The sequence below is a fragment of the Vibrio variabilis genome (genome assembly GCF_003263785.1).
GTDB classification, from domain to species: domain Bacteria; phylum Pseudomonadota; class Gammaproteobacteria; order Enterobacterales; family Vibrionaceae; genus Vibrio; species Vibrio variabilis.
This window is the reverse complement of the sequence record NZ_JYJK01000044.1, coordinates 138,395-163,360: the sequence shown is the minus strand read 5'-3', so window position 1 is coordinate 163,360 and position 24,966 is coordinate 138,395. Positions and strand designations below refer to the sequence as shown.

Genomic DNA, 24,966 nt, shown 5'->3' with positions numbered 1-24,966 from the left:
CCCTTCAATTGGAATAACAAACTATAAGCGAATCGCATTGTGACTAAATTTGCCCAGCGACTGGATCAAGTTGCTAAACATCAGGCCGTGTTCAAAGAGTTTGGACGCGGAGTGGAACGGGAATCGCTGCGTTACACCGACGATGGTCGATTAGCGACAACACCTCATCCTAAGTCGTTAGGCTCAGCCTTCACTAATGAGTACATCACCACAGACTTCTCTGAGTCTTTGCTGGAGTTTATTACCCCAGTATCACGTGATGTCGACACGCTGATCAATCAGTTATCCGATATTCATCATTTCACGCAAACCAAGCTGGGCGATGAGAAGCTATGGCCGCTGTCGATGCCTTGCTATGTGGGTTCAGAAGATGACATTGCGTTAGCGCAGTATGGCACGTCCAACTCAGGTCGTATGAAGACGCTATACCGTCAAGGTCTCAAGCATCGTTACGGTAGCTTGATGCAGATTATCTCTGGTGTGCACTTTAACTTCTCATTCCCTGAATCGTTCTGGGATGCATTGTTTGGTGAACAAGACGAGAAAACGCGTCAAGATGCGAAGTCGGACGCTTACTTTGGTTTGATTCGAAACTATTACCGCTTCGGTTGGTTGATCCCGTATTTCTTTGGTGCATCTCCTGCTATTTGCTCATCGTTCCTCCAAGGTAAAGAGACTAAGCTGCCATTTGAAAAAGTGGGCGGCACTTTGTATTTGCCAAAAGCAACCTCGTTGAGATTGAGCGATCTGGGTTACACCAACAGTGCACAAAGCGCATTAAAGATTGGCTTTAACAGCCTTGACCAGTATCTGGAAGGATTGAACCAAGCGATTCATACCCCATCGCAAGACTTTGCCAAGATTGGCGTCAAAGTCGATGGTGAGTATCGTCAGTTGAACGATTATGTGCTGCAGATTGAAAACGAGCTGTACGCGCCAATTAGACCTAAGCGTGTGGCGAAAAGTGGTGAAAAACCATCAGAGGCACTGTCTCGTGGTGGCGTGGAATACATAGAAGTTCGCTCATTAGATGTGAATCCATTTAGCGCTATCGGCATTACCGCTGAGCAAATTCGTTTCCTAGATCTGTTCCTAACTTGGTGTGCACTTAAAGATTCCGAGCCAATGGATGATTGTGAGCTCGCATGCTGGCGCGAAAACTGGAACAAGGTGATCGTCGAAGGTCGTGAGGTTGGTCTGCAGCTGCAGATCGGTTGTCATGGCGAAGTGCTTGATAGTCAATCTTGGGTCAAACGCGTGTTTATTGATCTTCGTGAGATCGCCAAGCACATGGATGCGGCGCACGGTGGTAACGAGTACAGCGCGGTGTGTGATAAGCTTGCGGCATGGAATGAAAACCCTGAGTTGTCGATTTCTGGTCAGCTACTGGCGAAAACCAAAGAGCTAGGTGGACTAGGTAAAGTGGGCTGCGAATTGGGTAAAGAGTACCGTCAGATGAATCTTTCTCATGAGTACAAAACGTATTCGACTCAAGTGATGGAAGATGAGGTAACGCGTTCGGTTGCTGCTCAGGTGAGTATTGAGTCGGCGGATAGCGTCAACTTCGATGACTTCTTGTCTGATTACTTTGCTTATCTATCACCGGAGCAAGCCCAGGTCGCGAACTAAGCTTACCTACTGAGGTTGCACAGCGCTACTGCGCCACTTACAATCACGCTAAAGACATTGCTTTTGAAGACATAGTTCTCACGGTCTTAATCCAAGGTTGGTACCGTGAGTAAACCAAGGAGAAAATATCATGCCACTACTGGATAGCTTTACGGTAGACCACACTAAAATGCACGCTCCAGCGGTACGCGTTGCGAAAACAATGCAAACCCCTAAAGGCGACACGATTACGGTTTTCGACCTACGTTTTACAGCCCCAAACAAGGACATCTTGTCTGAGCGCGGCATTCACACCCTAGAGCACCTCTATGCTGGCTTTATGCGTGCACACCTAAATGGCGATCAGGTAGAGATCATCGATATCTCTCCAATGGGTTGCCGCACGGGCTTTTACATGAGCTTGATTGGTACGCCATCAGAGCAACAAGTCGCTGACGCTTGGCTAAATGCGATGCAAGACGTATTGAAAGTGGAAAGCCAAAACAAGATCCCTGAGCTTAACGAGTATCAGTGTGGTACGGCGGCGATGCACTCACTGGATGAAGCGAAAGCGATCGCTGAGAAGATCATTGAAGCGGGTATTCAGGTGAACAAGAACGATGAGCTTGCACTGCCTGAGTCTATGTTGCAAGAGCTGAAAGTAGACTAATTGACTTAGGTCGCTTTGAGTAGAAAGGCGGCTAGCGGAAATTAAAAAGGATGGCAAATGCCATCCTTTTCTGTTTTTAAATCTGATTTAAGCCCACTGCGCTTCAAACCAGCTCTCTAAGATCACAACAGCTGATTGGCAATCGACATTGCCTTTTGACAATGCCTTGTAACCGCCCATCTCAAACAATTCTGAGCGAGCCTCGGCTGTAGACAGTCTTTCATCGTGCATTTCTACTTGGTAACCGAAACGGCCATGAACGCGGTTAGCAAACTTCTTAGCGCGTGCAGTGATGTCTTCAAGTGCTTTGCCGCGTACATCTGTTGGCAAGCCGACAACAATAAGATCAGGTTGCCACTCTTTTAATGTTGCTTCGATATCATCCCAGTTTGGAATGCCATCTTTGGCTTTGAAGGCCTTTAGTGGACTTGCTGTACCTGTGACCTCTTGGCCGATGGCACTACCAATGCTTTTGGTGCCGAAATCGAAAGCAACGATGGTTCTGGATGTCATAAATTCTCTGTTTGTGAAGGCAATGTACTTATAAAACTAGGGCTACGCGTAATAGAGTCTATGCGTGACCGACGTCCGCTGAAAGCTGAGCGATGTCGAACCCTAACATACCTACCGCACTACTCCAACGTTCTTCCACTGGAGTATCAAAGATAACGCTTGGGTCTGCCTCTATGGTGAGCCATGAGTTTTCAGCCAGTTCCGTTTCCAGCTGTCCTGCGCTCCAGCCCGAGTAACCAAGAGCGACAATATAATTGTCAGGTTGGGCATCCGTACCGAGTACCGCCAAAATGTCTTTTGACGTGGTGACTGAGACGCGATCGGTGATCTGAATGCTAGACTGATACTGATCTTTAGGATTGTGCAGGATAAAACCGCGATCCTCGGACACGGGGCCGCCGTTTAGTACTGGTTCGTCGAGGCTCTTACTGTGTGTGGTTTGTGAAGCAATAGGGAGTTCAACTTGTACTTGCTTAAGCATGTTTGCGACAGTCACATCAATCGGGGTGCTGATCATGATGCCCATGGCGCCCTCATCGTTGTGCTCGCACACGTAAATCACGCTGCGCTGAAAGTAGGGATCTTTCATCCCTGGCATGGCAACGAGAAAGTGATTAGCTAAGTTCATACCCGTCTCTCCCTATCTACATCCACTAGTGGCTATTTGCCTAAACGACGCTCGATAGCGTCCATTAGCTTGCCGGTAATAGAGATGTCAAAGGCGGCTTCGATTTCACGAATACACGTTGGGCTGGTCACGTTGATTTCTGTCAGTTTGTCACCAATAACATCCAGTCCTACAAAGATTAAGCCTTTCTCTTTCAAAGTGGGAGCAACAGCCTCAGCTATTTGCTTGTCTGTCTCACTTAAGGGACGTGCTTCACCGCGGCCGCCAGCGGCTAAGTTACCACGGGTTTCACCTTTTGCAGGGATGCGGGCTAGGCAGTACGGCATTGGTTCGCCATCGACAACAAGAATACGCTTATCACCGTTACTGATATCAGGAACGAATGTCTGTGCCATCGCATAGTTTTGACCATGATTGGTCAGCGTTTCGATGATTACAGATACGTTCGGATCGTCTTGTTTAACGCGGAAGATAGAAGCGCCACCCATACCATCGAGTGGTTTTAGGATTACATCACCATGTTGGTCACGGAACTGCTTAATCTTCTCGGCTTTGCGCGTCACAATCGTCGTTGGTGTCAGTTCTGGGAACCACGCAGTGAATAGCTTCTCGTTGCAGTCACGCAGGCTCTGAGGCTTGTTGACGATGAGCGTCCCTTTTTCTTCTGCACGTTCTAGGATGTAGGTCGCGTAGATGTATTCGGTGTCGAACGGAGGATCTTTACGCATCAGTACGGCGTCAAGTTCGGACAGTTCAATGGTTTGCTCTGAGGTAAATTCGTACCAGCCGTTAGGATCTTCTTTGAGGCTTACGACTTTAGTGTCGGCAACGGCAGTGCCTTGATCTAGGTGTAGGTCATTCATTTCCATGTAGTGGATTTCATAACCGCGACGCTGAGCCTCCAGCATCATTGCAAAGCTAGAGTCTTTCTTGATGTTGATGGAGGAAATTGGATCCATCACGATACCGAGTTTGAGCATTTTTTTCTCCCGTTAACCTAAATCGCCAAAGCGTACTTGAAGTGCTGTTATCGCTGTAAGCGCAGCCGTTTCTGTTCTCAGTACACGAGGACCAAGCAGGGTTTCTTCGAATTGATATTGTTCCGTCATTTCAATTTCTTGCGCTGATAATCCGCCCTCTGGGCCGATAAGTAGACGAACCTTTTTAACCGGCTCTGGCAAGGTATTGATTGAATATTTGGCTCTTGGATGAAGGTTGAGTTTGAGCGCGTCAGATGGCTCTGCACACCACTCTTCAAGCGACATGATCGGACGAATCACAGGAACCGTGTTACGGCCACATTGCTCGCAGGCACTGATGGCGATCTTTTGCCACTGCTGCAGCTTCTTCTCGAAACGTTTGGCATCGAGCTTAACGCCGCAACGCTCAGAGATGAGTGGTGTGATGGTGTTGACGCCCAGTTCGACCGATTTCTGAATAGTGAACTCCATCTTGTCGCCACGAGAAATGACTTGTCCTAGGTGCAGATCGAGCGGTGACTCAATACTGACCGCAATTTTCTCGCGGATGTCGACATCAACGTTTTTCTTGCCGACGCTTGTTATCGTCGCTGGAAACTCATGACCGCTGCCATCAAACAGCAGCACCTCTTGACCTTCTTTCATACGTAACACTCGGCCGATGTGTCCTGCGGCATCATCACTGAGCGCAAGGGTGCCCAAAGATTGAATCGTTTCAGGGTGATAGAGTCGAGGTATACGCATAACAATTTCCAAACAACAAACAGTATTGAGGTATAAGATGGATGCCCGCCCCCGAAATTACAAGGGCTTGGCGTAGGATTTAACTGGGATTTTTACATGCCTGTGCCACGAACGGATTGTCGTTGCCTTGAATGCGCTTAATGCGCTCGTTACGAGTGCACTCCCAAGCGTCGACCGGGTAGGTTTTATTCCAGGCATTCATGAGCTGTGTCTGTTGTCTAGACAGCTTGAAGCCATATTCTTGGCTCATATAGAGGTAGGTGCGAGCGATAGAGCCACGTGCACGATCCGGCGGCATGACTTTGCGCTGCTTAAAGTTAACCTGCATCTCGCAGCGGCCGTAACTGACCCCATCCATGCCACTCCATTGTGAAAAATTGTAGTTGGAGCGATCGCCATTTACTTCACCGATCGCTGGCGTTAGGTTATGCAGGTCGGCTTCCATGAGTTTGAATTGCTTGTCGTTTTCGCGTGCAGTTTTTGCGTCCGCCTTGTTGCCAACATTGTCGCTGGTGGCCAAATTGCCATGCAGGAACCACGTGCTCCCACTCAATGCGACTGGCACGTTTTTGTTGCTTGCGCACTTGATACCCGCAAGCGGATAGATCCGGGATGCCTTTTTTACCCTGCCATTGAATATCGCAGCCACAGTAAAAACTGATCGGGTGGTCGGCATAAATCTTGACCGCTTCCTTCTTCGCTTTGCTAAAGCTACTTGGCGGTGCACTGTAAGTGGTAATAGGGAGAGTGGCGGCCAACAAACAGGCCGCAATGAAAAGCTGGCGGATCATAGCAAGGTCTATAAAAGGTTGAGATAACCTAGTGTAACTCGCAAAAAAGACCTTAGCTATTGATGGTTAAATTATTAAAATGGTTAGATCATGAAACTAGCTTAGCTGCGTACCAGTAAACTCAATCGTATCTCCACACTTACGACAGCGATAGCTGGCTTGTTGGCGCATCACTTTGTTGTGACGACGAACCGTGACGGCAAAGGTGTCACATTGGCAGCGATATTCGAATGTCCGCCCTTGTACTGAACTCACATTTAACGAATGCGTGGTTTTCGGCGTGATGCTAAATACCTGACTCATGACCATTTGCCACTCTTTGCCATGTGGGCGCACTCGTCCAAACAGCGCATAGGTGATCAAGTGAGCGACTTCATGTGGGATGACCTCTTGTATAAAGTCTTGCTGGTTTTCGACAAACAGCACGGGATTGAGGCGCACTTCCCACGATTGCAGGTAGGCCTTACCCGCAGCCTTACCACGCAACTTATAGTTGAGGGCTGGGACTGGGAAGTCGCGCTCAAAGTACTGGCGAGCTTGCTCTATGCAGCGAGACAGCGTCTTGATGGCTTGATAATGAAGTTGCTCAGAAAGCGAAGCGTCCACGGGGTATAACCTACAACAAAAAAGCGCCCAAATAGGGCGCCATTTTACTTAGGTTAGTTGAGTATGCCAACGTGTTACACGTGGTGTTTCTTCTTGATGGTCTCATGATAGGCGTGCCATGTGCCGTAACCAAGAATCGGCATTGTGACGATCATCCCGATACCGTACGTGGCGAAGCCAATGAGAATACCGCCGCAGATGATTAGAGCCCAGACGATCATGGCTGGTACGTTCGATTTCACAGCATTAAAGCTAGTGAATACAGCCGTCATGATGTCGACTCGACGCTCCATCATAAGCGGGATGGAGAACGCTGAGATGGAGAAGATAACCGCCGCTATTACCGCACCCACTACGCTACCGGTAATCAAGAACGGAGCAAATTCAGTGAGTGGCGCACCTTGCACAGAAGGGTAGAGTGCGTGAAGCAGAGCCGCTATTCGCATCCAAAAGATCATGGCGACGGCTAGAAGCACCGCAAACGCCCATTGCGAGGTGGAGTTGCGTCCAATCGCTTTCATGGAGTGGAACAGACTGGGCTTGTGTCCTTTCTCTCTTTCCCATGCGGCATCATAGAGACCTAGCGCAAGAAATGGCCCGATCAACATGTACACAACCAGACTTGGCATGATCACTAGGTGCGTGCCTTGCCATTGCACCAGAAGCACGATGGCGACGGCAGCGGCAGTAAAACAGAGCCCGTAAAAGGCGCTAATGATCGGCATGCGAATAAGGTCATGCAGTCCCAGCGCTAGCCAATGAAATGGTGCAGATACACTGAGCTGGTTGCATGGAATAGTTTTAGCGTAATCTTGATCCCTGACTTCTTGCTTCTTCTGGAAGTCATCAGAATTAACAGTTCGAGGCATATGTCCTCCCTGATTGACAAACTGGCCTTCGTTTTTCAGGGCGTGGCGCTAATGACAATGGAAGCGTAGGGCGGGAGAATTGCAATATCCAGCCACTTTCCGTTGTAAGCGTCTTCCCTCTTAAGTGCTCTATTCTGCATACGAACAAACCCGTAAAGCGGTCTATTCGCAAGGGCACTTTTGTCTAACTATTGACCGTGTTAGGGGAAAACACAATTTTCAGAAGGGTATTAAATACAAGCCACAAGATAAGAAATTAACACTTTTGTAACAAAGTGTTTGAAAAGACAGGATTAAAAAAATAAAAAAGCCCTCAAAAAATTTTGAGGGCTTTTTTGGAGTAAAAACTCAGACTAAGAGTAATTACAGACCAGCAAACTCACGTAGGATGGCTGCTTTGTCTGTCGCTTCCCAAGGGAACTCTTCGCGACCGAAGTGACCGTATGCTGCTGTCTTCTTGTAGATAGGCTGAAGCAGGTTGAGCATTTCTTGTAGGCCGTATGGACGTAGGTCGAAGTTTTGACGAACTGCTTCTACGATGATGTCGTGAGAAACTTTTTCAGTACCAAATGTCTCAACCATGATAGACGTTGGATCCGCAACACCGATTGCGTAAGACAGTTGGATCTCACAACGGTCAGCCATACCAGCCGCTACGATGTTCTTCGCTACATAACGTGCTGCGTATGCTGCAGAACGGTCAACTTTTGATGGATCTTTACCAGAGAATGCACCACCACCGTGACGAGCTGCGCCGCCGTAGGTATCAACGATGATCTTACGACCCGTTAGACCACAGTCACCCATAGGACCGCCGATTACGAAACGACCGGTTGGGTTGATGAAGAAGTTAGTCTCTTTGTTGATCCACTCAGATGGTAGTACTGGCTTGATGATCTCTTCCATTACCGCTTCACGCAGATCAGGCGTTGAGATTGAATCACAGTGCTGAGTTGAAAGAACAACTGCATCGATACCCACGATCTTACCTTGGTCGTATTGGAACGTAACCTGAGACTTAGCGTCTGGACGTAGCCAAGGTAGAGTGCCGTTCTTACGTACTTCCGCTTGCTTTTGAACCAGGCGGTGAGAGTAAGTGATAGGTGCTGGCATTAGGATGTCAGTTTCGTTGGTTGCGTAACCGAACATGATGCCTTGGTCGCCCGCGCCTTGCTCTTTAGGATCCGCTTTATCAACACCTTGGTTGATATCTGGAGACTGCTTACCGATGGTGTTTAGAACGGCACAAGAATCCGCATCAAAACCCATGTCAGAGTGAACGTAGCCGATTTCGCGAACGGTTTCACGAGTGAGCTCTTCGATGTCTACCCATGCTGAAGTGGTGATCTCACCACCCACCATCACCATGCCAGTCTTAACGTAAGTTTCACAAGCAACACGTGCTTTTGGATCTTGTTCTAGGATTGCATCAAGAACCGCATCAGAAATCTGGTCTGCGATTTTATCTGGATGGCCTTCTGATACTGACTCAGAAGTAAACAGGTGCTTAGCCATGAGAGCTCCAATTACTGTTTTTAAGCGAGTGTCTAATTACTCACTTGTAATAAATTCAATGATATATAGTAGGTGTATCTACATCTAGACGTCTATTCTAGTCATCAATGTTCGATTAGCAAGCGATTTTTGCTTTTAACATATAGCCAAACGTTTGCCTATTTTGCGCGTGGATCGCCACATTCCGGCGACATTATTCCGCGATAATGCCAAAAAATGACGGTAAATCGTTTGCAGAGACTATATGGCTTTGCGACAATAGCGGCCGCTGATTATTCAATCAGTCTATGAAAAACTTGGAATTCGCTTAATGCACTCAGGAGCAGACATGTCTTCTCGTAAACAACTCGCTAATGCAATCCGCGCGCTAAGCATGGATGGTGTTCAACAAGCTAACTCAGGTCACCCAGGTGCACCAATGGGTATGGCAGATATCGCTGAAGTTCTTTGGCGTTCTCACCTAAATCACAACCCGTCAAACCCAGAGTGGGCTGACCGCGACCGTTTCGTACTGTCAAACGGCCACGGCTCAATGCTGATTTACTCTCTGCTTCACCTAAGCGGCTATGAGCTATCCATTGACGATCTTAAAAACTTCCGTCAACTGCACTCAAAAACACCAGGTCACCCAGAGTACGGCTACGCACCAGGTATCGAGACGACAACGGGTCCTCTAGGCCAAGGCATCACTAACGCGGTTGGTATGGCGATTGCCGAGAAATCTCTTGCAGCGCAATTCAACAAAGAAGGTCACGATATCGTTGACCACTTCACTTATGTCTTCATGGGTGATGGCTGTCTGATGGAAGGTATCTCTCACGAAGCGTGTTCACTAGCGGGTACCCTAGGTCTTGGTAAGCTGATCGCTTTCTGGGATGACAACGGCATCTCTATCGATGGTGAAGTGGAAGGTTGGTTCTCTGATGACACACCTAAGCGCTTCGAAGCTTACGGCTGGCACGTAATTCCTGCAGTAGACGGTCACGATGCTGACGCGATCAATGCAGCGATTGAGGCGGCAAAAGCGGATCCACGTCCAACACTTATCTGTACTAAAACCATCATCGGTTTTGGTTCACCAAACAAAGCGGGCTCTCACGACTGTCACGGTGCTCCACTAGGTCACGACGAAATTGCAGCAGCACGTGAATTCCTAGGTTGGGAACACGGTCCATTCGAAATCCCTGCTGACATTAAAGCAGAGTGGGATGCAAACGAAGCGGGTAGCGCAAAAGAAGCAGCTTGGAACGAGAAGCTAGCAGCTTATGAAGCGGCTTATCCAGAGCTTGCGGCTGAGTTTAAGCGTCGTGTGAACGGTGAGCTTCCTGCTCAGTGGGAACAAGAAGCAAGCAAGATCATTGCTGACCTTCAAGCGAACCCAGCAAACATTGCATCACGTAAAGCATCTCAAAATGCACTAGAAGCGTTCGGTAAGATGCTTCCAGAATTCATGGGCGGCTCTGCTGACCTAGCGCCATCAAACCTAACCATGTGGTCTGGTTCTCAGTCGCTAACGGCTGACGATGCGTCTGGTAACTACATCCACTACGGTGTACGTGAATTCGGTATGACAGCGATCATCAACGGTATCGCGCTACACGGTGGTTTCGTACCATACGGTGCAACCTTCCTAATGTTCATGGAATACGCTCGTAACGCAATGCGCATGGCTGCACTGATGAAAGTGCAAAATATCCAGGTTTACACGCACGATTCTATCGGTCTGGGTGAAGATGGTCCAACGCACCAACCAGTTGAGCAAATCGCATCACTGCGCGTAACGCCAAACATGAGCACATGGCGCCCATGTGACCAGGTTGAGTCTGCGGTAGCTTGGAAATACGCGATTGAGCGTAAAGACGGTCCAACATCGCTTATCTTCTCTCGTCAAAACCTAACGCAGCAAGATCGTGACGCTGAGCAGCTAGCAAACGTTGCTAAAGGTGGTTACATCCTGAAAGATTGCGAAGGCACGCCTGAGCTGATCCTTATTGCAACAGGTTCTGAAGTTGAGCTAGCAACCAACGCTTACGCTGAACTGACGGCTGAAGGCAAGAAAGTACGCGTAGTATCTCTTCCTTCTACTGACGTATTTGACGCGCAAGACGAAGCATACCGTGAAGCGGTTCTTCCAGCAGCAGTGACTAAGCGTATCGCGGTTGAAGCGGGTATTGCCGATTACTGGTACAAGTATGTTGGCTTCGGTGGCAAGATCATCGGTATGACGACATTTGGTGAGTCTGCGCCAGCAGGCGAGCTATTCAAGATGTTCGGCTTCACGACTGAAAACGTTGTGAACACGGCAAAAGAGCTGCTTGCATAAGCACCTTTTTTCTTGAAATGAAAAACCGAGCCTAGTGCTCGGTTTTTTTATGGCTATTCAAACTCTTTGCCTTTGTTATCAAGTGTGCGCTTGCCACAGTCTTGGCAGGTTATGTAGCGATCCATATCGTAGTAATGGCCGCCATTAATAAACGTATGCGCAAACAGCTTAATTTTGCCCATTAACGATGGGTCGGTATCGTAACTGCTTGGCTTGCGTACCAGCATCTCTTTGTGAGTGGTGGGTTTGTTGCAAGCTTGGCAATAAGTTGCGCTTGTCATAGAGAACACCTCCTGTGCGTTAAAAACTGTGTGGTTAAAAGACACAAGATCATGACTCTCTTCTGAGTGTAACAGGGCTATTGATGGGAAGAGCGAGCGCTTTAGAGAGGTGCATCGCAACTATTGGTGATAAATAGCGCAATCAAATTGCGAATCACGTAATGCGAAATGTCGGTCGATCGGTTACCATGCAAGCCTTTATCACGTGAACAAAAAGGCGTAATGCGATGCTAAGAGTGGCAATCAATGGCTTTGGACGCATTGGACGGAATGTACTCAGAGCGCTATACGAAAGCGAGAAGAACGACCAAATCAAAGTCGTCGCCGTGAACGAACTTGCGCAACCTGAAGCGATGGCTCATTTGCTTCAATACGATACCAGTCATGGTCGTTTTGATAAAAAGGTTACTCACGACCAAGAGCATCTCTATCTGACTCATAAAGATGGTCAGTTCGACACCATTCGTATTCTGCATCTTGGAGACATCAGTCTATTGCCATGGAAAAACCTAGAGGTTGACATCGTATTAGATTGCACTGGCGTATTTGGCAGTCGTGCTGATGGTTTGAAGCACATCGAAGCTGGTGCCAAGAAGGTGCTGTTTTCCCACCCTGGCAGCAATGATCTTGATAACACCATTATTTACGGTGTTAACCACCATACTCTGACCAAAGATCACACCATTGTCTCCAATGGTTCTTGCACCACGAACTGTATCGTGCCGGTTATCCAAGCGTTAGATGAAGCCTTTGGTATCGACTCTGGGACTATCACCAGCATTCACTCTTCAATGAATGATCAACAAGTTATCGACGCTTATCATGCGATCTACGCCGTACTCGCTCAGCCAGTCTATCTATCATTCCGGTGGATACGAAACTTCATAAGGGCATCGAACGCATCTTTCCGAAATTTTCTAACAAATTTGAAGCAATTTCTGTAAGAGTGCCAACAATTAACGTCACCGCTATGGATCTTAGTGTAACTATAAATACGAATGTGAAAGTTAATGACGTAAATCAAGTCATTATTAACGCATCTCGGTGTACATTAGACGGCATTGTTGACTATACTGAAGCACCGCTGGTTTCCGTGGACTTTAACCACGACCCACACAGCGCCATTGTTGATGGGACACAGACTCGAGTGAGTGATGGTCGTCTGGTCAAAATGTTGGTGTGGTGTGACAACGAGTGGGGCTTTGCTAACCGCATGTTAGACACCGCGTTAGCAATGCAAGCGTCTCAGTAGTATCAAGGGCGCTCTTGGGGAAAATATTAATTTTGAAGGTTGAAATTAATATTCATGAGCCCAATATAAGTAACCAGTTGATGAATTCTAAAACTTGGCAAGAAGCCGGGTTTCAAAAACTTTATTTATTTTTTAGTTGAGAGGACTAAACATGTCTGTAATCAAGATGACTGACCTGGATCTAGCAGGTAAACGCGTATTTATCCGTGCTGATCTGAACGTACCAGTAAAAGACGGTAAAGTAACATCTGACGCTCGTATCATTGCGTCTCTACCAACCATCAAGCACTGCCTAGAAGCTGGCGCTAAAGTTATGGTTACGTCTCACCTAGGTCGTCCTACTGAAGGCGAGTACGCAGAAGAGTTCTCTCTACAACCTGTAGTTAACTACCTAAACGACGCACTAGATTGCGACGTTAAACTAGCAAAAGATTACCTAGACGGCCTAGAGCTTAACGCTGGTGAGCTAGTTGTTCTTGAAAACGTTCGCTTTAACAAAGGCGAGAAGAAGAACGAAGAAGAGCTATCTAAGAAATACGCTGCACTGTGTGACATCTTCGTAATGGATGCATTCGGCACTGCTCACCGTGCACAAGCTTCAACTCACGGTGTTGGCATGAACGCACCTGTAGCGTGTGCTGGTCCTCTACTAGCTAACGAACTAGATGCACTAGGCAAAGCAATGGACAAGCCTGCTCGTCCAATGGTTGCTATCGTTGGTGGTTCTAAAGTATCGACTAAGCTAACGGTCCTTGAGTCACTATCTAAAATTGCTGACCAACTTGTTGTTGGTGGTGGTATCGCGAACACGTTCATCGCTGCAGCTGGCCACAACGTAGGTAAGTCTCTATACGAAGCAGACCTAGTAGACACAGCGAAGAAGCTAATGGACGAGTGTGCAATTCCAGTGGCTACTGACGTTGCATGTGCAAAAGCATTCGATGAGAACGCAGAAGCTGAAATCAAGCACGTATCTGAAGTTCAAGACGACGACATGATTTTCGACCTAGGTCCAGACTCAACTGCTGAACTAGCGAAAATCCTGAAAGATGCTAAAACTATCCTATGGAACGGCCCTGTTGGCGTATTCGAATTCAAGAACTTCGAGGCGGGCACAGAAGGCATTTCTAAAGCGATCGCTGAATCTGAAGGTTTCTCTGTAGCAGGTGGTGGTGACACGCTAGCAGCTATCGACAAGTTCGGTATCAAAGCTGACGTTTCTTACATCTCTACAGGTGGCGGTGCATTCCTTGAGTTTGTTGAAGGTAAAGTACTACCAGCAGTAGCAATGCTTGAAGAGCGTGCTAAAGCATAATTATCTTTTTATAAAGCGGGCTAATGAGTCCGCTTTTATCTATGCTGCAATGGCTGGTTAACTTTGATACAATGCCGCCCGTTGTGAGCAAACGATTGCCAATTTTTATTTAAAACGACAGAAAATAGGACTTATTCCATGTCTAAGATCTTCGACTTCGTAAAACCAGGTGTTATCTCTGGCGATGACGTTCAGAAAGTATTTGAAGTTGCTAAAGAGAACAACTTCGCTCTTCCTGCAGTTAACGTAGTTAACACTGACTCTATCAACGGTGTTCTTGAAGCTGCAGCTAAAGTTAAAGCTCCAGTTGTAGTTCAGTTCTCTAACGGCGGTGCTGGCTTCTTCGCTGGTAAAGGCGTTAAGCTTGAAGGTCAAGGCGCACAAATCCTAGGTGCAGTTGCTGGTGCGAAATACGTACACGCAGTAGCTGAGTCTTACGGTGTTCCAGTGATTCTTCACACTGACCACGCTGCTAAGAAACTTCTACCATGGATCGACGGTCTTCTAGATGCTGGTGAAGAGTTCTTCGCTCAAACTGGTAAGCCTCTATTCTCTTCTCACATGATCGACCTTTCTGAAGAGTCTCTAGAAGAGAACATCGAAATCTCTGCTAAGTACCTAGCTCGCATGGCGAAAATGGGTATGACTCTAGAGATCGAACTAGGTTGTACTGGTGGTGAAGAAGACGGCGTAGATAACTCTCACATGGACGCATCTGAGCTTTACACTTCTCCAGAAGACGTAGCATACGCATACGAGAAACTAGTGGCTGTTAGCCCACGTTTCACTATCGCTGCTTCTTTCGGTAACGTACACGGTGTATACAAGCCAGGTAACGTTGTTCTAACTCCAACTATCCTACGTGACTCTCAAGCATACTGTGCAGAGAAGTTCGGTATCGCACCTAACGCTCTAAACTTCGTATTCCACGGTGGTTCTGGTTCTACTGAAGCAGAAATTCAAGAGTCAATCAGCTACGGTGTTATCAAAATGAACATCGATACTGATACACAGTGGGCAACTTGGGACGGTATCCGCAAGTACGAAGCTGAAAACCACGATTACCTACAAGGTCAAATCGGTAACCCAACTGGCGATGACGCGCCTAACAAGAAGTACTACGATCCACGCGTATGGCTACGTGCAGGTCAATCTTCAATGGTTGCTCGTCTAGAGAAAGCTTTCGCTGACCTAAACGCTATCGACGTACTATAAGATTAAATCGCATAAGATTTAACTGATAGTAAGATGAAAAAAGTCGCTCTTTGGAGCGGCTTTTTTTATGCCTGTAGGAAAATAACGTGATGTGATTAAAAAAACTGGCACAACCGCTCTTGATTGCGTAACCTTTTGTTATGTTTTGTGTATTGGTATTTGTAATCGGTATGCTTTAACGTTTTCGCGCGCCTTTGCTAATAAGTCAGTGGTATTAGCTAAGACTCGCTTTGCTCATCATTATCCTAGAGGTAAACAATATGGCCAATGAGTCTGTTGATATTGAAACTCCCCTTGTAGACAGTTTGTCTCATGCTGAGAAATGGTTAACTAACAACTCTGATCTTCTGGTTCAGTACGGTGTGAACATCATTTCGGCACTGCTTATCCTGTTCATTGGTAACATCGTGGTTAAAGCGATTGCCGGTAGCGTCGCTAAGTTGCTGCACAAGAAGAAAATGGATAAGGCCGTTGTCGAGTTTATTCACGGCATCGTACGTTACACCTTGTTTGTTATTGTTCTGATTGCGGCACTAAGTCGCATCGGTGTACAAACCGCATCCGTGGTTGCAGTGATTGGTGCTGCGGGTTTGGCTATTGGTCTCGCATTGCAAGGTTCGCTGTCTAACTTTGCTGCCGGGGTATTGATTGTTGGCTTCCGTCCATTCAAGTCAGGCGATTACGTCGAGATTGGTGGTGTTGCTGGCTCGGTTGATTCTATTCAGATCTTCCAAACCGTCCTAACGACACCTGACAACAAAATGGTTGTGGTACCAAACGCGTCTGTCATTGGCTCTCCAATCACCAACTACTCGCGTCATGCAACTCGCCGTATCGACCACGTGATAGGTGTCTCTTATGGCTCCGATCTTAAAAAGGCAAAAGAGGTGATTCGCAAGACGCTTGAAGCGGACGAGCGTGTCCTCAAAGAGCCTGGAATTACCGTGGGTGTCGTTGCACTTGCTGACTCATCAGTGAACTTCGTCGCTCGCCCTTGGGTTCGCACTGAGCAATATTGGGATGTGTACTTCGATACGCTGCAAGCGATCAAAGAAGCGCTCGATGCAGAAGGTATTGAAATCCCATTCCCTCAGATGGATGTGCACTTGAACAAAGTGGACTGATCGCTCAGGCGTCACCATCAGATGTAACAAAGGAGAAGCTAGGCTTCTCCTTTTTCTATTTCAATGACTTGATTTGGAACGTTTTCCAGTACTCGTTTGAGAGCATTACCATTAATGCCAAATGTCCACTCAGGCTTACCTGGTGTATACAGTATCTCTTCAGCATCAAACAAACGGCTATCGACAACGATGGTGATGTCTTCAGGGAGTCCTATCGGGCATACCGCTCCCGGTACGCAGCCTATCTGTTCAATCATTTCTTCATTACTGCAGATAGAGGTACGTTTGCCGAGTGCGTGTTTTAGCTGCGCTTTGTCTAACCTAGAGTCTTTATCGGTTAGAAACAGAGCAAACCCACCGCCCTTCTTTTTTAAGAATAAGCTCTTGCTGTGCAGCCCTGTCCAACCAAGCTCTTTTCCTATCCGAACATCGGTTTCAAAGTCCAGAATAGGCTCATGCTGCCATTTCGAAAAGGAGACCGATAAGGTCTCCAGTAATGTAAGGTTAGCAAGATAGATGCTTTCTGTTCTATCCATTTAGGTTTACTCCATTAACCCTTTGGTAAGTAGTAGAGCAATAGTAAACATCATCGCCGCTACCGCCAAGTCGATACCTTTCTTAACCTTTGGTTTTGATAGTGTTGGACCGAGTTTTGCCGCACCCATAGAGAGCGAATAGAACCAGACGAAGGAAGCCAGTACCGTGCCGATCGCAAAGGCAATTCGGTCATTACCTTCAAACTGTCCACCAATCGAGCCGAGGATCACCACAGTATCTAGGTACAAGTGTGGGTTTAGTACGGTGACCGCAAGGGCACCTAAAACCACAGTACGTCTTCCGCGCGCCAGGACTTCACCTGATGACTCTTTTGCTGCGGGCGCTTTAAATGCACTTCGCAGCGAGAGCAAACCATAACCAGTCAGAAAAGCGATACCACCTAAAGTCACCGCGGTTAGCAGCAGCTCGTTTTGCGACAATATCGCACCGCCACCAAAGATACCCAGTGAAATGAACGTCATGTCCAGCAGGCTACATACGGTCGCCGTTGTTAGGTGATGATTACGCTTAATACCCTGATTTAATACATAAGCGTTCTGAGCGCCAATTGGGATAATCATTGTCGCGCCCAATCCGAAACCTTGAAGAAGCACCCAAAAATTCACTTTAATTTCCTCACCACTGCATAAAAGAGAGCGAGAGAATAGCGATTCGATTATGATTAGGATAGTTAATAATATTAATGAGAAATAAGCTAGGCTAATGACTTTTTTGAGAGGTTAAAAGATGCGCGGATTAGACTACAAATGGATAGAGGCACTGGATGCGATTGTTGAGCAAAAAAGCTTCGATAAAGCGGCGGAGCACTTGTATATCTCTCAATCTGCCGTATCTCAGCGCGTGAAGCAACTGGAAAAATGGTTGGCGCAACCGGTACTGGTTCGCGAGCAACCACCACGTCCAACCGCAGTAGGTAAAAAGCTGTTAGGTCTTTACCGTCGAGTGCGCCTACTTGAGCAAGAATTGGTGCCGGAGCTTGCTGCTGATCTTGGCGATAAGCGCTATCGGTTTCTCTCGCGACGAACGCAGATAGTCTAGCGACTTGGCTGTTACCGAGTTTGTTTCCGCTTCTAGAGTCCAAGCGCGTAGAGCTTGATCTTATTGTTGATGATGAAGGCAGAACCATAGAAAAGCTGAAAAATGGAGAAGTAGTCGGCGCAATCAGCTTAGAGCCACAATCGATTCCTGGCTGTGTCGCCGATTACTTAGGACGCGTTGACTATCTTTGTGTGGCGAGCCCAAGCTTTATCAAACGCTACTTCAGCCAAGGGGTGAACCGGGAAACCTTGATGAAAGCGCCAGCCGTTGCCTATGACCAACACGACAAGATGCATCAGAAGTTTGTGAATCAACACTTCAATATTATGCGCGGCAACATACTCAAACACACGGTGCGAAGCTCAGAAGCGTTTGTGAAACTGGCGGTTGCAGGTGTGGCTTACTGCCTTATTCCTAAGCTGCAAATCCAAGATGAACTCGAGTCCGGTGCCTTGATTGAATTGACGCCCAATATCCTGCTATCCCACCAAATCTACTGGCATCACTGGCAGTTAGAAAGTGGTGTGCTGAGTGAAGTATCGGATGCCATTATTGGCCACGCTAGGCAATTCTTGCCTCAGTAATGACAGACATTGTTTGGTCAATGTTCTGTCAGCTTTTTAATGTCCGGGAACCTATAGTCCAAACCTATGCCTAATATTGAGTATAAGAAAATAAGACGAGGAGTCTTCATGAAACAGTCATTAGTTGTTGGTAGTTTGGTCGCCAGTCTATTTGCGGCGCCAGTGTTTGCAAGTCAGCTGGAATTTGCCCACATTTCTACAACTGGCTACGGTGAAATCCAAGCCAAGCCAGATATGGCTGAGTTTTCCGTTCGAGTGGTGCAGTCTCAAATGGACGCTGATCAAGCTAAGCAAGGCGTAGATACTGTCGTCGACAAATTTCTTGATGGTTTAACCAAGAATGGTATCGATAAAGCGGACATCCAAAGCTCAAATCTTTACCTATCACCGCAGTATCATTATCCAGAAAAAGGCAAGCCAGAGCTGATTGGTTATCGCGCTTCGCGCACGGTGACCGTTCAAGTGATGGATCTCGACAAGCTTAATAACTACTTAGACCTTGCCTTAGAGTCCGGGATTAATCAGGTCGATAACATTCAACTGAAAGTGAAAGACGAAGGGCAGTATCAAGAAGCGGCGCGCATGGCGGCGATAAAAGATGCGCAAAGCAAAGCGTCTTCATTAGCGAAAGGCTTTGATCAGCAGCTTGGTAATGTGTGGCGTATTGAGTACCGTCAGCAGATGAATCAGCCAGTGGTGATGCGTGCGATGGCGATGGATAGTAAGGCGGAGTCGAATAGTTATCAGGATTCGGTGATTACGATTCGTGATCGGGTGGATGTGACGTATCGGATTGACAATTAAAAAAACGCCCTGCATTCGCAGGGCGGTTTACTGTTAATGGGAGCGCCAATTAGTGAAGAATACGCGCTCTCAACGTCCCTTCAATCTGCTTCAATTTCGCCAACGCTTCTTCCGAACGCGCCGTCTCTACATCAATGACCACATAACCGATATCCGCAGAAGTCTGCAGGTACTGACCTGCGATGTTAATCCCTTCATCCGCAAAGATGGTGTTGATTTGCGTTAGGATACCTGGGCGGTTTTGGTGAATGTGTAGCAGACGAGAGCAGTCAGTGTGCTCTGGCAGTGATACTTCTGGGAAGTTCACGCTTGATAGCGTTGAGCCGTTGTCTGAGTATTTCGCGAGCTTACCAGCAACCTCAACACCAATGTTCTCTTGTGCTTCTTGTGTCGAACCACCAACGTGAGGAGTAAGGATCACGTTGTCGAACTTCATCAGTGGAGATTCAAACGGGTCTGCATTGGTTTTCGGTTCTTCTGGGAACACGTCAATTGCTGCGCCAGCAAGGTGACCGCCTTCTAGAGCATCACAAAGGGCAGGGATATCAACCACAGTACCACGCGCCGCGTTGATAAAGATGGAACCTGGCTTCATGCGCTCGAACTCTGCCGCGCCCATCATGTTCTTAGTGCCAGCAGTTTCTGGAACGTGCAGTGAGATGACGTCACACTTGTTCAATAGCTCAGTCATGGTGTGGACTTGTGTTGCATTACCAAGAGACAGTTTGTTCTCGATATCGTAGAAGTAGACACGCATACCCAAGTTTTCAGCAATGATACCCAGCTGAGTACCAATGTGACCGTAACCGATAATACCAAGGCGCTTACCACGAGCTTCATAAGAGTTATCCGCACTCTTCTTCCAAATGCCACGGTGAGCGAGAGCATTCTTCTCTGGAATACCACGAAGTAGCAATAGGATTTGACCAAGGACTAGCTCAGCCACGCTTCGCGTGTTTGAGAATGGTGCGTTGAAGACTGGCACGCCGCGCTTAGCCGCAGCTTCAAGGTTAACTTGGTTAGTACCGATACAGAAGCAGCCAATTGCCACAAGCTTCTCTGCCGCGTTGATCACCTTGTCTGTTAGGTTTGTGCGGGAGCGAATACCGATAAAGTGAACGTCTTTTACCGCTTCCATTAGCTCGTCTTCTGGTAGCGAGCCTTTGTGGTAAGTGATATTGGTGTAACCGGCAGCTTGTAGAACCTCTACAGAAGATGGATGCAAACCTTCCAGCAGAAGAATCTTAATCTTGTCTTTTTCCAGTGAAACTTTGGCCATTGAACTCATCCTTAACATGGGAAATTTGGGCTAAATTGGCGCACATTTGACAGTGAGAATATCAGGGAGGGAGCTTCCAACTGCTTGAGGCAAACGTTTTCCTTGTGCGTCTTGTGACCAATAAAGTAACAAAAAAGTTTAACGATGGGTAAGAAAATTACGGAATAAGGCATAATTTTCTTATAGGAAAACGAAAAAACGGCACCATGGGTGCCGTTTGTAGTCAAATGACGTAATCACGTTCAATATATCGGCCAGTTATAAAATCTGGCGTCAACGTGAATGCGGGGTCATTACTCTTCGATTTTCGCGCCTTCTGGCGTACCAGTGATGATCACGTCGGCACCGCGGTGCGCGAACAGACCCACAGTAACAACACCCGCTAGGGCGTTAATGCTGTCTTCCATCGCTTTTGGATCGGTGATTTGCATGCCGTGCACATCTAGGATCACGTTGCCGTTGTCGGTCACAACACCTTCACGGTACACAGGGTCACCGCCAAGCTTTACCAGCTCACGAGCTACGTATGAACGCGCCATTGGGATAACTTCTACAGGCAGTGGGAACTTGCCCAGTACGTCGACGGCTTTAGTGCCATCAACGATACATACAAATTTGTCAGAGATAGCCGCTACGATCTTCTCACGAGTCAATGCCGCACCGCCGCCTTTGATCATGTCGCGAGCTGCGTTGATTTCATCTGCGCCGTCAACGTAAACATCAAGTGCTGCTACATCGTTACAGTCGAATACTTCGATGCCAAGTGCTTCTAGCTTCTCAGTGGAAGCAATAGAGCTTGAAACGGCACCTTTGATGTCTTCTTTGATTGTGCCTAGCGCATCAATAAAGTGGTTAACAGTAGAGCCGGTACCTACACCAACAATGCTGCCTTTCTCAACATACTTAAGTGCTGCCCAACCAGCGGCTTTCTTCATCTCGTCTTGAGTCATGGTGAAATCCCAATGTTTAGAATTAAGGTCAAAATGCGGGCGAATTATATATCAAAAAACGCAAGAAATGACGGTTAAGTTGGCGAAATGAAGAAAAACAGCAAAAATCAGCAATCGATTGCGCTTTTCGCGATTATTTTTGCCAGCGCCAAATTTTGCTTGGTGTCATGATGGTACTGAGTGGAATATCCCATGATTCAATCGGTAGCCTTTCGACTTGCTGACAATCGTGAGCCAGCCCAATGGCCTTTGGGCTCGTCTGATTAGTGGCAAACGGTGCCAGGGTTCGGTCATAGTAGCCGCCACCCATTCCGAGACGTTGGCCATCCTTATCGAAAGCAACCAGCGGAGTAAAGAGGATATCCAGATCCGCGACAGGGCATATCGTCTGGGTATCAAGTTTTGGTTCGAGGATCTTATATTGATTGTGCACCAGAGGAGTGGTGCGTGCGTAGCGCAAGAACAGGAGGTGGCCTTTGGAAAAAGGATGGATAACCGGAAGGTAGGTCTCTATTCCTTGTTGCCAGCACCAATCAATCAGCGGCTGAGTATCCAGTTCGCCATCGGTTGCCAGATACAGCGCGACTTTTTGACCAGCGCGGATCTCGCGTAGCTGCTTGGCGCGTTCGACCAAGTCGAGAGCATACTGAGCTTGTTGATCTGAGCGGAGTGATTGGCGGCGGCCTCGAATCAAGGTTCGAATTTGCTGCCTAGTCGATGGTGACATTAGGAATACCCCAGAGTGCCGTTGAGGATTGTGGCCCTTGAACCAGCTGGTTCAAGGCGGATCAGCAATGATAACCGTAGGCTTCTCGATACGAGCCGAGCTTGCTCAATAGCTATCAAGTACTAACCCTTTGGTATTGCTTATCGGCTCAGGGACTTAAATCCACTGACGCACACCCCAGGGTAAAATTAGGCTTGCTGTCCTTGCTTTACTTTGCTGATGGCATCATCAAGTGATGCCGCGAGCTGCTCCATGCGCTCGTTCATTTCTGTCACTTCTTGAAGTGACTCATTACTGCGGTTGTTGAGCTCATACGACATGTTAAGCGCCGCGATGGTCAGCAGTTTCAACTCGTTGGTTACTTTAGTCCTTTGGGACATTTCTTGCAATCGGTTATCTAAGTCTTTCGCCGCTTGAACAAGGGTATCTTTCTGATCTGCTGGGCAATTTACCCGCGTCAGTTTACCCAAAATTTCCACTTCGACAGCTTGATTTTCCATAATGACAAGAACTCTTTTAAGTATCACCAATAGCGGTAATGTTGAGGGAGAAACTATAGGTAAAGCCACATTAAGATTCAAGCTTTTCTGGTGACTCCGTGCCAAATGCGTGGCTAATCACACACGAAATCGACAATTCGCACAAAAGCTATTCAGAAACGAGTGGGACACCATTTCCGCCATGAGTGGGAAGTGGTAGCATTGCACATCCAATTCGAATAAAAGCGGCACGACTGGTGACCCAGTTGGCTGCCCTACAGGACAACGAGAATCGTTATGAGTGAATCAACACTACCCGATTACATTGCGGTAGCGACAGAGCTACAACAAGCCGGCCTTGCCGTTTCCCCTGCTGAACTGCATGGCCTATTGGTTGGCATGTTAAGTGGCGGGTTAGGTTTGAAAGATGACAGCTGGCAACCTCTGTTGTTTGACTACACCAATGATGGGCTAGGTTGGCCTCAATCTCTGTTAACTCGCTCAAAAGCGCTGTTGGAGTTGTCCATCAAAGAACTGACGGCAGAGCAAAGCTTTGAGCTTGCTTTGTTTATTCCTGGTGAGGGTGTGGATGCTAGCTTGTTTGAGCAGGCAGATGGCCTTAGCGAGTGGGTGAACCACTTTATCTCGGGGCTCGGACTTATCAACGCGCCTTTGGCAAAAGCGTCGGCCGATACCAAAGAAGCGCTGGGTGACTTGGAAGAAATTGCCAGACTGGGCATCGATGAAGATGACGATCTGGAAGAGCAAGCGCAATTGTTAGAACAGGTTATCGAGCACGTTAAAGCTTGCGTATTGACTATTCACGCTGAGTTTGGCGTAAAACCCAATAAAGCGGCTGAATCACCGACGATTCATTAATCTAGGTGCGGGTCAGGTTGGCGAACAAGGAGAAAGTCTGTGCCCAAAAAGTATGATGTTGTTATTGCTGGTGGAGCAATGGCGGGAGCGACGCTCGCTATGGCCTTGGACACCAGCTTTGATCATGCGCTCAACATAGCGGTTGTCGAGTCGTTTGCACAAGACAATGCCGCTCACCCTGGGTTTGATGCCCGGTCTATTGCTTTGTCACATGGCACTGTCGAGATCCTGAAAGGTTACGGCTTGTGGCATGTGATCGAGGATCATGCGACCCCCATCACGCACATTCATGTATCAGACCGTGGCCATGCGGGCATGACGGACTTTTATGCTGATAAAGAAAGTCTTGATGCGATGGGGTACGTGGTTGAGCTTGCCGAGATAGGCAGGCGTTTTAATGACGAGCTCGCTAAGCGCGAACACATTGACCTATTCTGTCCTTACTCTGTCAGTGAGGTCGTACAGCATCAACAAGCGGTCACCGTCGACATTCAATCCCCAGAAAATGAAACCTTGCAGCTAGAGGCGAAATTAGTTGTCGCAGCGGATGGTGCGGATTCCGCGATTTGTCAGGCGGTTGGGCTAGAACAACATATCCAAGATTTTGAGCAAGTGGCCGTCATCGCCAATGTGCTCACCGGTGAAGCGCCAAACGGTCGAGCGTTTGAGCGATTTACCGAGCATGGCCCGCTTGCGTTGCTGCCTATGTCACAATCGCGAAGCTCGCTCGTTTGGTGCTTGCCACCAGAGCAGGCGAAGTCGGTACAAGTGTTGCCAGACCATGAGTTTTTAGAGGCGCTTCAAGAGGCGTTTGGTTGGCGACTGGGGCGTTTTTGATCGTGTCGGTTCGGTTGTTAGCTACCCGCTCTTGTTGAGATACAGACCACAAATCGTTGCTCATCGTGTTGCTGCGGTGGGAAATGCGGCGCAGACGTTACATCCGATTGCCGGGCAAGGATTCAATTTGGGTATTCGCGATATTGCGACATTGGTGGATTCGCTGCTTGAAAACCGAAAAGATGTCGGTGAGTACGCTAATCTAACAAAGTTTCAAGCGCAGCGTCAGACTGATCGAGAGCTCACGATAACTATGACATCAGGTTTGGTGCGCGTATTTTCCAATGATTTATTAACGCTCAGGATGGCGCGAAATCTTGGATTGGCAATGATGGACAACTTCCCACGGCTAAAGACTCCTGTGTTTAATCGTGCTTTGGGTGTGGTGAATAGGTAA

22 protein-coding genes, 1 other RNA gene and 4 pseudogenes are annotated in these 24,966 nt (G+C 47.6%); 11 read left to right on the top strand and 16 right to left on the bottom strand.

Annotated features, from left to right (window positions below; all coding sequences use genetic code 11):
* Positions 1 to 39 precede the first annotated feature (39 nt).
* The gene (gshA, locus tag TZ48_RS05930; protein ID WP_112478581.1) at positions 40 to 1,629 is read left to right on the top strand and encodes a glutamate--cysteine ligase; all 1,590 of its coding nucleotides are present in this window, start codon (positions 40 to 42) and stop codon (positions 1,627 to 1,629) included.
* 130 nt (positions 1,630 to 1,759) lie between these two features.
* Entirely contained in the window at positions 1,760 to 2,278 is a 519-nt protein-coding gene (luxS, locus tag TZ48_RS05925; RefSeq protein WP_112478580.1) for an S-ribosylhomocysteine lyase, read from the top strand.
* Positions 2,279 to 2,365: 87 nt separating this feature from the next.
* Here the strand turns inward: luxS and ruvX are convergent, their stop codons facing one another.
* The 8 genes and pseudogenes from ruvX to metK all read right to left on the bottom strand — a co-directional run bounded on the left by ruvX (position 2,366) and on the right by metK (position 8,924).
* Positions 2,366 to 2,791 carry a Holliday junction resolvase RuvX gene (gene ruvX / locus TZ48_RS05920; protein ID WP_112478579.1) on the bottom strand — a complete coding sequence of 142 codons (426 nt, stop codon included), beginning with the start codon at positions 2,789 to 2,791 and terminating at the stop codon, positions 2,366 to 2,368.
* A 58-nt stretch (positions 2,792 to 2,849) separates the two neighbouring features.
* Entirely contained in the window at positions 2,850 to 3,419 is a 570-nt protein-coding gene (locus tag TZ48_RS05915) for a YqgE/AlgH family protein (RefSeq protein ID WP_112478578.1), read from the bottom strand.
* Positions 3,420 to 3,451: 32 nt separating this feature from the next.
* Positions 3,452 to 4,399 (bottom strand): glutathione synthase, encoded by a 948-nt coding sequence (gene gshB, locus TZ48_RS05910; protein ID WP_112478577.1) that lies wholly within the window; start codon positions 4,397 to 4,399, stop codon positions 3,452 to 3,454.
* A 12-nt stretch (positions 4,400 to 4,411) separates the two neighbouring features.
* Positions 4,412 to 5,143 carry a 16S rRNA (uracil(1498)-N(3))-methyltransferase gene (gene rsmE / locus TZ48_RS05905; RefSeq protein WP_112478576.1) on the bottom strand — a complete coding sequence of 244 codons (732 nt, stop codon included), beginning with the start codon at positions 5,141 to 5,143 and terminating at the stop codon, positions 4,412 to 4,414.
* 79 nt (positions 5,144 to 5,222) lie between these two features.
* Positions 5,223 to 5,934, bottom strand: a pseudogene (gene endA / locus TZ48_RS05900) (deoxyribonuclease I).
* A gap of 96 nt (positions 5,935 to 6,030) precedes the next feature.
* Positions 6,031 to 6,540: a SprT family zinc-dependent metalloprotease gene (locus tag TZ48_RS05895; protein WP_112478575.1), complete on the bottom strand. Its 510-nt coding sequence runs from the start codon at positions 6,538 to 6,540 to the stop codon at positions 6,031 to 6,033.
* Positions 6,541 to 6,614: 74 nt separating this feature from the next.
* Complete coding sequence (locus TZ48_RS05890; RefSeq protein WP_112478574.1) at positions 6,615 to 7,409, bottom strand: DUF2189 domain-containing protein; 795 nt, start codon at positions 7,407 to 7,409, stop codon at positions 6,615 to 6,617.
* A 363-nt stretch (positions 7,410 to 7,772) separates the two neighbouring features.
* Positions 7,773 to 8,924, bottom strand: coding sequence for a methionine adenosyltransferase (metK, locus tag TZ48_RS05885; RefSeq protein WP_112478573.1), 1,152 nt, complete (start codon positions 8,922 to 8,924; stop codon positions 7,773 to 7,775).
* 310 nt (positions 8,925 to 9,234) lie between these two features.
* Between metK and tkt the strand changes: the two genes are divergently transcribed.
* A complete protein-coding gene (tkt, locus tag TZ48_RS05880) occupies positions 9,235 to 11,247 on the top strand; it encodes a transketolase (RefSeq protein ID WP_112478572.1) in 2,013 nt (670 codons plus the stop codon).
* 53 nt (positions 11,248 to 11,300) lie between these two features.
* Here tkt and TZ48_RS05875 read toward each other — a convergent pair whose 3' ends face one another.
* Complete coding sequence (locus TZ48_RS05875) at positions 11,301 to 11,528, bottom strand: hypothetical protein (protein WP_112478571.1); 228 nt, start codon at positions 11,526 to 11,528, stop codon at positions 11,301 to 11,303.
* Positions 11,529 to 11,755: 227 nt separating this feature from the next.
* Here TZ48_RS05875 and epd point away from each other — a divergent pair.
* The 4 genes and pseudogenes from epd (at position 11,756) to mscS (ending at position 16,434) form a co-directional block, all read left to right on the top strand.
* A pseudogene (epd, locus tag TZ48_RS05870) lies at positions 11,756 to 12,780 on the top strand (erythrose-4-phosphate dehydrogenase).
* A 151-nt stretch (positions 12,781 to 12,931) separates the two neighbouring features.
* Positions 12,932 to 14,095 carry a phosphoglycerate kinase gene (locus TZ48_RS05865; RefSeq protein WP_112478570.1) on the top strand — a complete coding sequence of 388 codons (1,164 nt, stop codon included), beginning with the start codon at positions 12,932 to 12,934 and terminating at the stop codon, positions 14,093 to 14,095.
* 138 nt (positions 14,096 to 14,233) lie between these two features.
* Positions 14,234 to 15,310 (top strand): class II fructose-bisphosphate aldolase, encoded by a 1,077-nt coding sequence (gene fbaA / locus TZ48_RS05860; protein WP_112478569.1) that lies wholly within the window; start codon positions 14,234 to 14,236, stop codon positions 15,308 to 15,310.
* A gap of 260 nt (positions 15,311 to 15,570) precedes the next feature.
* The gene (gene mscS, locus TZ48_RS05855; protein ID WP_112478568.1) at positions 15,571 to 16,434 is read left to right on the top strand and encodes a small-conductance mechanosensitive channel MscS; all 864 of its coding nucleotides are present in this window, start codon (positions 15,571 to 15,573) and stop codon (positions 16,432 to 16,434) included.
* Positions 16,435 to 16,472: 38 nt separating this feature from the next.
* Here the strand turns inward: mscS and TZ48_RS05850 are convergent, their stop codons facing one another.
* Positions 16,473 to 16,970: a YbaK/EbsC family protein gene (locus tag TZ48_RS05850; protein ID WP_112478567.1), complete on the bottom strand. Its 498-nt coding sequence runs from the start codon at positions 16,968 to 16,970 to the stop codon at positions 16,473 to 16,475.
* Between the two features lie 6 nt (positions 16,971 to 16,976).
* Positions 16,977 to 17,597 carry a LysE/ArgO family amino acid transporter gene (locus TZ48_RS05845; RefSeq protein WP_042496218.1) on the bottom strand — a complete coding sequence of 207 codons (621 nt, stop codon included), beginning with the start codon at positions 17,595 to 17,597 and terminating at the stop codon, positions 16,977 to 16,979.
* A gap of 121 nt (positions 17,598 to 17,718) precedes the next feature.
* On the opposite strand from TZ48_RS05845, the pseudogene TZ48_RS05840 reads away from it, so the two are divergent.
* A pseudogene (locus TZ48_RS05840) lies at positions 17,719 to 18,614 on the top strand (LysR family transcriptional regulator ArgP).
* Between the two features lie 108 nt (positions 18,615 to 18,722).
* Positions 18,723 to 19,418, top strand: coding sequence for an oxidative stress defense protein (locus TZ48_RS05835; RefSeq protein ID WP_112478566.1), 696 nt, complete (start codon positions 18,723 to 18,725; stop codon positions 19,416 to 19,418).
* Positions 19,419 to 19,467: 49 nt separating this feature from the next.
* Here TZ48_RS05835 and serA read toward each other — a convergent pair whose 3' ends face one another.
* The 5 genes from serA to zapA form a co-directional block, all read right to left on the bottom strand.
* Positions 19,468 to 20,697 carry a phosphoglycerate dehydrogenase gene (gene serA / locus TZ48_RS05830; protein ID WP_112478565.1) on the bottom strand — a complete coding sequence of 410 codons (1,230 nt, stop codon included), beginning with the start codon at positions 20,695 to 20,697 and terminating at the stop codon, positions 19,468 to 19,470.
* Between the two features lie 293 nt (positions 20,698 to 20,990).
* Complete coding sequence (rpiA, locus tag TZ48_RS05825) at positions 20,991 to 21,647, bottom strand: ribose-5-phosphate isomerase RpiA (RefSeq protein WP_112478564.1); 657 nt, start codon at positions 21,645 to 21,647, stop codon at positions 20,991 to 20,993.
* Between the two features lie 133 nt (positions 21,648 to 21,780).
* Complete coding sequence (locus TZ48_RS05820; RefSeq protein ID WP_112478563.1) at positions 21,781 to 22,374, bottom strand: 5-formyltetrahydrofolate cyclo-ligase; 594 nt, start codon at positions 22,372 to 22,374, stop codon at positions 21,781 to 21,783.
* Between the two features lie 3 nt (positions 22,375 to 22,377).
* Positions 22,378 to 22,561: non-coding RNA, 6S RNA (gene ssrS, locus TZ48_RS05815), on the bottom strand.
* A gap of 1 nt (position 22,562) precedes the next feature.
* Complete coding sequence (gene zapA / locus TZ48_RS05810; protein WP_042496233.1) at positions 22,563 to 22,874, bottom strand: cell division protein ZapA; 312 nt, start codon at positions 22,872 to 22,874, stop codon at positions 22,563 to 22,565.
* A gap of 276 nt (positions 22,875 to 23,150) precedes the next feature.
* Between zapA and TZ48_RS05805 the strand changes: the two genes are divergently transcribed.
* Complete coding sequence (locus TZ48_RS05805) at positions 23,151 to 23,732, top strand: YecA/YgfB family protein (RefSeq protein WP_112478562.1); 582 nt, start codon at positions 23,151 to 23,153, stop codon at positions 23,730 to 23,732.
* Positions 23,733 to 23,810: 78 nt separating this feature from the next.
* Positions 23,811 to 24,966: pseudogene (gene ubiH, locus TZ48_RS05800) on the top strand (2-octaprenyl-6-methoxyphenyl hydroxylase).